The sequence below is a fragment of the Brevinematia bacterium genome (genome assembly GCA_039630355.1).
Lineage (GTDB): Bacteria > Spirochaetota > Brevinematia > DTOW01 > DTOW01 > SKYB106.
In genome coordinates, this window is the sequence record JBCNVF010000010.1 from 52946 (window position 1) to 60537 (window position 7592).

A 7592-nucleotide genomic window follows, 5' to 3' on the forward strand; every position below is an offset into this window, starting at 1 on the left:
GAAAGAAGTTGTGAGAGGAGTATTGAAGGTAAATGGTAGCTCTTACCGATTAATCTCTCTTTCAGAGATCATCTTCCTGTAATTGTTCAATACTTCAAGATATTTACTGTGTATGAATGGATCGCGGATGTAGACTTTCCTTTGCACATTGATAACATTCTCAACTTTAGGGGCTTTATACTCCTTTGGACGCTCAGCTTCTCGTTTTTCTGAAATTCCTTTCTCAAACATTCCTCTCTGATACTCAAGCATATTAAACTCTAGTTCTTTTGCTTTGGTATTAGCTAAGAGTAGTTCACCTTTCTTTATCTTGTCTAGAATCTCTTCCAGTCTCTCTCTTATTTCTCTAGCCATTCCGTCACCTGGACTTTTAGCTTCAAGTTCTCTAGCTTTCTGTATAGCCTTGCCGAGGAGTTTCTCTAGGTTGGATAATATTTCCTCACTTGTTTTCTCCTCTAGCGCTTGACTCATCATCTTGAGTATTTGGTTATACATCTCCATAATTTCGCTCAAGCTTACTCCTGAAGGAGAAATGTTTATGTTTTTATCCATACTCTCTAAAAGTTCAAGAAGTTTTGAAAGAACTGATGATGTCCTACCAATCATGTTTGCTATGTTTTGGGATACGTAGTAAGTCACTCCGCTTGAAACAGCATCTGTGAAAAAGTTGAAGTCTTTTTCTATTTCCATAACATTGTATTCTATCTCGGAGAAAATTTCACTCAAACTGGGCTCTAACGAGAAGTTGTCTAGAAAATCTCTCATAGTCAATCTAAAGTTCTTCACAGAGTCAGAAACTATCTTAAACTCATCTTTTATGTGTTCTAAGTTTATTCTGGGAATCTTGAGCCCTAATTTATCTATTTCCTTCTTTGCCTTGGTCAGGGAGATCTGTGAGCTTAGAACTCCAAAGTATATCTCCCAAAACTTTTCTCTTTGTTTTTTCTGCATCTGCGAGAGTTGTCTCATCGCCTCCTTAAAAATTTCAAAGTCAATATTCTTGAATATTTCAGAAAAATTCTCTTTAGTGTTTTTCTTATTCTCTTTTAGAAGTTTGTCAATCTGCCTAATTTTTTCTAGAAAGCTACTCCTAAACTCACCGCTCATTTTCTGGAATTCTTCACTTTTTAGAAACTCCTCTACTTTTCTATTGAACTCTCCCATGTCATTTCTGTCAATACCTTCGTAGAGTGAACTTTCTATTTCTCTTGTCTGGGAGATGGATCTTATTATATCTCTAAGTTCTGATAGTCTATTTATCTCCATATCTAGCTCAGTTATGGCTTTCGTTAATTCGTCAATTTTTCTTAATGCCTGGTGTTGGTTGTTGTCTTTCTCTCTCATTAGAGTTTCAACAATCTTTCTAAACTCTTTGTCATTGAGAATATTTTCAAGCTTTGTGGATATATCTTCTAGTTTTTTAAATTCGTCAATTAGACTTTTGGTTCTGTCTAACTGCTCATATATCTCTCTAGCCTTTTCTGAGAATTCACTGATGTTGGTTATGAAGCTTCTTAGACTTTGTAACTTGTCAATAAGCTGTGAGAAGCTAACTTTATTCCTCGTTACATCATACTTAAGTTGTAGTAATTCTTCTTTCCAGCTGGATGTATCTTTCTTCTTTTCATTTATTTCTTCGTTCATCATTCTTGTTATTTCTGAGAATGTTGGAAGGTATATACTTCTTGAAGCGTTTCCAACAGCTCCGTAGATATCCTTAGCGTACACGGTGATCTTTATATTGTCACCTGGTAGAAATCCAGCTATAAACGAGTCTAGAGTAAAACTGAAGCCTTCTTTGTAGGAAAATGCAATCCCTCTGCCCTCTCCTCTTAGAGATTGTATTTTTTTGGTAATACCTGTTAAGGAGTTGCTTACACTAATGTCTAGCCAAGAGTCTACTATGGTGTGGTTATCTGTAATTTCACCGTAACCTTCTAAGACAAATCTAGAAACTAGAGTGAGATCTTTTTCAGGATATTTTATGCTGACCAAAGGTATATCATTTGTAACTATCCTTAACTCAATTTCTTCAATCCTTAGTTTTCTGCCGAAGTTATCCATAGCTTCTATACTGAACTTTTTTGGAGTGTTAGCAACTAAAAAAATAACTATACTGTTACTTTTGTCTTTTTTCGTCCATTTGATACCATAGTTTCTTGAAAAACTGACGTTTGATACATCTTGTGAAAAATCAAGGTGAATAAATACTTTGCTTCCTTTTACTAGTTCAAGTGTTGGAATATATTCATATGAAGAGAGTTTTAGTGATCCAAAAAATACTTCAACGTTTTGACTGAGTAACGAGAATTCCGTTAAATATCTTAATGAGAGGAGTTTTATTTTTTTGAGGATGCCGTATTTGCGGGCCAATAAGACAGCATTTGAGGAAGATGTGAATACTTCTGCTGTAAATCCTTTGCCTGTAGGAGTCAGTTTGGTGATACTCTCAGAATGCACGAAAAAGTCTCCTCTGAAGTTAGGTTTGACTTCTACCCGAAGTGGAATATCAGATGAAATGTATCTATTGTAGTTTACTTCAATATCGCTGTTTATGAAGTTATAAAGTTCTCTTATCCCATTGCTTCCTTCGGTAGCCAGTAGGATTGTTAGAAACATCAAGAAGAGTGAAAGAAGTGCTATCCATCTTATTTGTATTACTAAATTATCCTTTAGTTTCCTTTTTAAGTCTTTTTCCTCCTCTATATTGATGGATTTTTGTTTGTTATAGGCTTCCATGATGGAATCTAGTAGGAACCTCCTTTTGGAAAACAAAAGTGTTTCTAACCTACCACATGAAAAAGTAAAGGATTTTACCAGCCTTACTTCAAGGAGTACCAAAGCAAATAGAAGAAGAATTATTACTAGAATTACTAGAATTATAGATGGGATTTCTGAGTTGAAGTCAAAGATGGTGAGTATTATTGAAGAAGAGAGTATAAGTATCAGAAGGGATATGACAGTTGCTAGGGAAAGATTTATCCTTCCGAGAAGAATTATACTTTTTACAAGTACAGGTATTTTCATATCTTCTTTAGCTCCTCGGACACTAAGCTAAGCTCTGACAGAAGTTTGGTTATTTCTTTGTAAGCTTCTATGAAGGTATCTATTCCTTCATAAATAGAATGAAAAGAATTGACAAACTCAAGAACACTTTCAAAGTTTTTCTCAAACTGGTAGAATGTCTCTAGGAGTTTTTCATTTTCTCTCTCAAGGTGTGATAGTGATGAGAGAACTTCTGATATTGTGTTGTATGCGGAATTTATATTAGATTCAGCTTTAACTCTTTCCTCTGATAGAGTATTTATGGTTGCTGATATTTCCTCAAGGTTTTTCCCAATCTCGGAGAAAGATTCAATAAATCCTTTCATTTTATCAATGTTTTGCTTTAGTTCTATTTCAAATCCTTCCATACTTGATTTCACTGCTCCAAATACACTGCTAACTTCTCTTGAGAGATTGACTATCCTTGTGGCGATATCGCTCAAGGCCTCGCTAGATGAGGAGAGTTTTGAGAACTCTATACTGGAATTTATACCTATTGTTCTTAGCATTGAGGAGATGCGTTTGAGCTCTGAAAGAACGTAACTTACGTTCTCGGTTGACTTTCTGAAAGAAGTTAGAATGCTGTCTGTAATGCTTTTTAAATATCGGAGGTGTAATTGAAGGCTATTTCTTTAGCAAGTTTGTATTGAGAAGAAGTTGTTTCTAGAATCTCGTAAACTGTTGATGTTGGTTCAAATATCTCCGAAGACAAAGCTCTAAGTTTATCAAACCCTGTATATATCTTCTTTACCTCTGCATCCATTAGGGAAAAGGATCTACTAAGTGAATCCCACGCACTTGAGAAGAAAGTTGAACTTATATTGGATATATTCTCCTTTAGATTTTCCATATAAGGGATGTAAGAGGTTACTGTTTCTACTTTTTCATGCAACATAGAAACTATCTCGGATATTTTATCTAAGATTCTTTCTTTTTTTAGGGTAATATTCTGAAGTTTTTCGGAAGTTAAGTTGACTGCTTCCTGAAGCACTGCAAAATCACTTTTAGGATCAATTATTTCCAAGATTTCGTAACTTTCTCTTCTTAAGGCTTTTAATGTGTTGTCTGAGACTATTTTGACTACTTTCGTAAGTGAAGATAAGTTTCTGAATAAGCTGGCAGAAAGTATTCCTGCTAAGATGATGATCAATAGGAATATTATAAATGCGATTGGGATCAAGATAGATCTGATTGATGAATAGAAGCTCTTGTGGAAATCCACAAGATAGATTACGATTTCGTCAATATCTTCCTTTGAGATGTTACGTTTTCTTGCTAGGTCTATCTTTGCTTTTAGTCTTTCAGCACTTGCTTTGACATCGTTTAATATTGGTAGGGCTCTCATAATTATAGTTCCGTAAACTACTAGAGGTATTTCACCTTTAGACATTCCAAAGTCTAACCAGAGTTTTTCTATTTCTCCGTATGGTCTTTCACGGGAGAATAGGAGTTCATAGAAAGCATAGAAGCCTTCAATTTTTCTTCTAAATTCGTAGTTTTTCTCTTCGGAGAATATGGTATCGTCATAGATTGAAAGAAAATAGTTCTGGGTGTAAATTATCAGTAACGAGGATCCTTTTGTGTAAGCTGTAAGAATATTCAGCAATAGTAGCATAAGTAAAACTAAGATTAATCCTCCTACTATTAAAGTAGTAGCAATGGTAAAGATGGTTAGTCTTAACTTTTTTAGCGAGAAAGTTATTTTCTTCATACGAAAGTTATGAAAAAGGGAATCGTTTTATTTCAAGTTAAGAAGTGAGAATGCTTGGAATTAGCGTAATGTCCGAGGATTTATGGTTGGAGGTTTTTGGATATATTTGCCAGTTAAATTGCTTAAGTTGTTAGATGTGGTTTAAAATCTTTCCTTAAGGGGGGAATTGACTATGCTTGATATTAAGTTTATAGTGGCTAATGTTGAATTTGTGAAGGAAAAACTTAAGTATAGAAACTGTTCAGTAGACATTGGTAAGCTTGTGGAACTTTATGAGCAGAGGAAGAGGATAGTGTTTGAGGTTGATAATCTTAGAGCCAAGGAGAAGCAAATTTCAAGAGAGATTGGAGTGCTTAAAAGTAGATCTCAGGACACAACTGATCTGTTGAATCAGATATCAAGAATATCTGAAGAAATAAAACAGAAGGAGGTTGCTTTAGAAGAAATTGAGAGGAGTATAAGGGAGAATTTGCTTTTAGTTCCTAATTTGCCAATGGATGATGTTCCTGCGGGAGAGGATGAGAAGAGTAATGAAGTTGTAGGTTACTGGGGTGAGCCGAGAAAGTTTGACTTTGATCCTTTGCCACACTGGGAGCTTGGCGTAAAACTTGGTATAATGGACTTTGAGGCATCTAGCAGAATTGCTGGTTCTGGGTTTATAGTAATGAAAAATAAGGGTGCTAAACTTGAGAGAGCGGTAATAAACTTTTTTTTGGACTTTAATACTTCCAGATCTGGTTATAAGGAGATATGGGCACCATTTCTAGTTAGAGAGGATTCTCTTGTAGCTACGGGACAGCTTCCAAAGTTTAAGCAAGATTTGTATAAGATAGAGGAGGAGGATCTTTTTCTAAACCCAACTGCTGAAGTTCCCTTGATAAATATTTTTAGAGATCAAGTTCTTGAGGAGGATGAGCTTCCGGTGTGTATAACGGGCTTTGCTCCTAGCTTTAGGAAAGAAGCTGGAGCTTATGGAAAGGATACGAGGGGTATCTTAAGGCAACACCAGTTTAGTAAGGTTGAGCTTATAAAGTTAACTAAACCTGAGGATTCGGAAAGAGAGCATCAAAAGATGGTAGAGGATGCTTCAAACTTGCTTAAGGCTTTAGAGTTACCACATAGGATAGTTAAGCTTTCGGCCGGAGATATGGGTTTTTCGTCAGCAAAATGCTATGATATTGAGGTATACTTGCCAAGTTATGGAACCTACAAAGAGATATCTTCGGTTTCAAATTGCCTTGATTTCCAAGCAAGAAGAGGTAATATAAGGTTTAGAAGAAAGGAAACAAAGAAACTAGAGTATGTCCACACTTTAAACGGCTCCGGACTTGCAGTTGGTAGAACTATAATAGCAATCCTTGAAAACTACCAGCAAAAGGACGGTAGAGTGTTGATTCCAGAAGTTCTTAGAAGTTATACGGGGTTTGATGTGATAGATGTGGAGTAGTTAAATTGCTCTATAGGTAATTTAGAGCTTTTTCGTGCTATTAAGCTACCACTATTGACAGAAATTTTTGATTTCTCTATTTTGGTGGTTCTATAATTTCTGGTGTGAAAACCATTGCTGATGTGAAAATAGTAGTTCTGCTTGTTTGTTTTGTTGCTATCTTTTTTGCCTTTCTCTGCCCTTTTTCTTTCTCAGACATAGACTATGTTACTTTGTATTTGCAGAATAGAATATCTCTGCAGAGTTTGGTTAATGAGTTTATTTTCAAGGCAAAGTATTCGGAACTGTATAGTATCTTGGACGAGATTTTAAAGAGAACAAATGTTTACGAAGTTAGGATAGAGAAAATTAAGGTTGGTTATCCTCTGGGAAGAGATGTTTTAGAAGATATATATATATCGCTTGATTCTACCAATTTTGAGAAGTATTCGTATCTTTCTGTGTTTTCTGGAGTAAAGGTGCTAGTGAGTATATCTAAGTATCTGATTGCTCGTGAGGAGGTAAGTGAGTTGGTATTGAAAAATTTTTCTAGGCTGTGTTTTCTAAACAATTCTCCGGAGTTAGTGATTGATTTAGTGAAAGCTGGTAAGATTACAAATGTATTTATTTTCTCGGAGCTTATACAGAGGTTGTATGGTTTTTCAATGTTTTCTGAAATAAGGGAGGTATACTATTATCTAAGGGATAAGGTTGAGTTTGACAAAGAAGATCTGTTGATGGTAGGCAGAGCTTTGGGAGAACTAGATGATGAAGAGTGTCTGAGAATCCTCTCTTTGGACCATCCTATGTTTATTCCTTTGCGCATAGAGTTTTTAATAAGGTTTGGCTACATAGATGAGGGGATAAGAGAAGCTAGTAGTTATGGGGTCTCTCCAAAAAATGCTAAATATGTTTTTTTAGCTTTCTTGAATGTAGGTAATTTTAACGAAGCTAGGAGGTGTTTGGTGTATATAAGTCAGTATGGAACTAGAAGCTATCTGAGTAGTATTTTGGAGTTGTTCGCTGATGGTAATATTTTAGGAGTAGAGAGGAAACTAAAGGAATTGCTTTTGGATGTAGGAGTTGAACCTGATGTAAAGAATCAAATTGGTTTTTTACTTTGGATAATAAATACTTCAGAGTCTAGAGAGTCAATGCTTGGTGAGGTATTGTTCTGCTTGAATTACTTTAATAAGGTGAGAAATAAGAAACTCTCCTCTTCCAGAGTTTTGCAAAAAATAAGGACCACACTGCCAGAGGACTTTTGAAGGTTTTTAGAATCTTTGGGTTGCTTAGTATTAGGAGTGTAAGTTGACATCCTTTTGAAGGTATTACTATAATAATGATCAAGTTGGGGTGAGTAATGGTTGAAGATGTTAAGAAGATAATTGAAATTGCGAGAAATTCGGG

5 protein-coding genes are annotated in these 7592 nt (G+C 35.3%); 2 read left to right on the forward strand and 3 right to left on the reverse strand.

The genetic code is table 11. From position 1 onward, the window contains the following. Window positions 1–42 precede the first annotated feature (42 nt). The 3 genes from ABDH28_00665 to ABDH28_00675 form a co-directional block, all read right to left on the reverse strand. The gene (locus ABDH28_00665) at window positions 43–3027 is read right to left on the reverse strand and encodes a hypothetical protein (protein MEN2997541.1); all 2985 of its coding nucleotides are present in this window, start codon (window positions 3025–3027) and stop codon (window positions 43–45) included. Next, window positions 3024–3554, reverse strand: a complete 531-nt coding sequence (locus tag ABDH28_00670; GenBank protein ID MEN2997542.1) for a hypothetical protein — start codon at window positions 3552–3554, stop codon at window positions 3024–3026. The genes ABDH28_00665 and ABDH28_00670 overlap by 4 nt, the downstream gene beginning before the upstream one ends. Window positions 3555–3643: 89 nt before the next feature. Continuing rightward, window positions 3644–4756 carry a hypothetical protein gene (locus ABDH28_00675; protein MEN2997543.1) on the reverse strand — a complete coding sequence of 371 codons (1113 nt, stop codon included), beginning with the start codon at window positions 4754–4756 and terminating at the stop codon, window positions 3644–3646. Between the two features lie 172 nt (window positions 4757–4928). Here ABDH28_00675 and serS point away from each other — a divergent pair, with 172 nt between their 5' ends. Next, window positions 4929–6203 carry a serine--tRNA ligase gene (gene serS / locus ABDH28_00680; protein ID MEN2997544.1) on the forward strand — a complete coding sequence of 425 codons (1275 nt, stop codon included), beginning with the start codon at window positions 4929–4931 and terminating at the stop codon, window positions 6201–6203. A gap of 104 nt (window positions 6204–6307) precedes the next feature. After that, window positions 6308–7450, forward strand: a complete 1143-nt coding sequence (locus tag ABDH28_00685; GenBank protein ID MEN2997545.1) for a hypothetical protein — start codon at window positions 6308–6310, stop codon at window positions 7448–7450. Window positions 7451–7592: the final 142 nt, after the last annotated feature.

Bases quoted from the DNA above. Each gene is read 5' to 3' on its own strand.
- ABDH28_00670 (MEN2997542.1), bottom strand. From the start codon at position 3,554: ATGCTAAGAACAATAGGTATAAATTCCAGTATAGAGTTCTCAAAACTC.
- ABDH28_00665 (MEN2997541.1), bottom strand. From the start codon at position 3,027: ATGAAAATACCTGTACTTGTAAAAAGTATAATTCTTCTCGGAAGGATA.
- serS (MEN2997544.1), top strand. From the start codon at position 4,929: ATGCTTGATATTAAGTTTATAGTGGCTAATGTTGAATTTGTGAAGGAA.
- ABDH28_00675 (MEN2997543.1), bottom strand. From the start codon at position 4,756: ATGAAGAAAATAACTTTCTCGCTAAAAAAGTTAAGACTAACCATCTTT.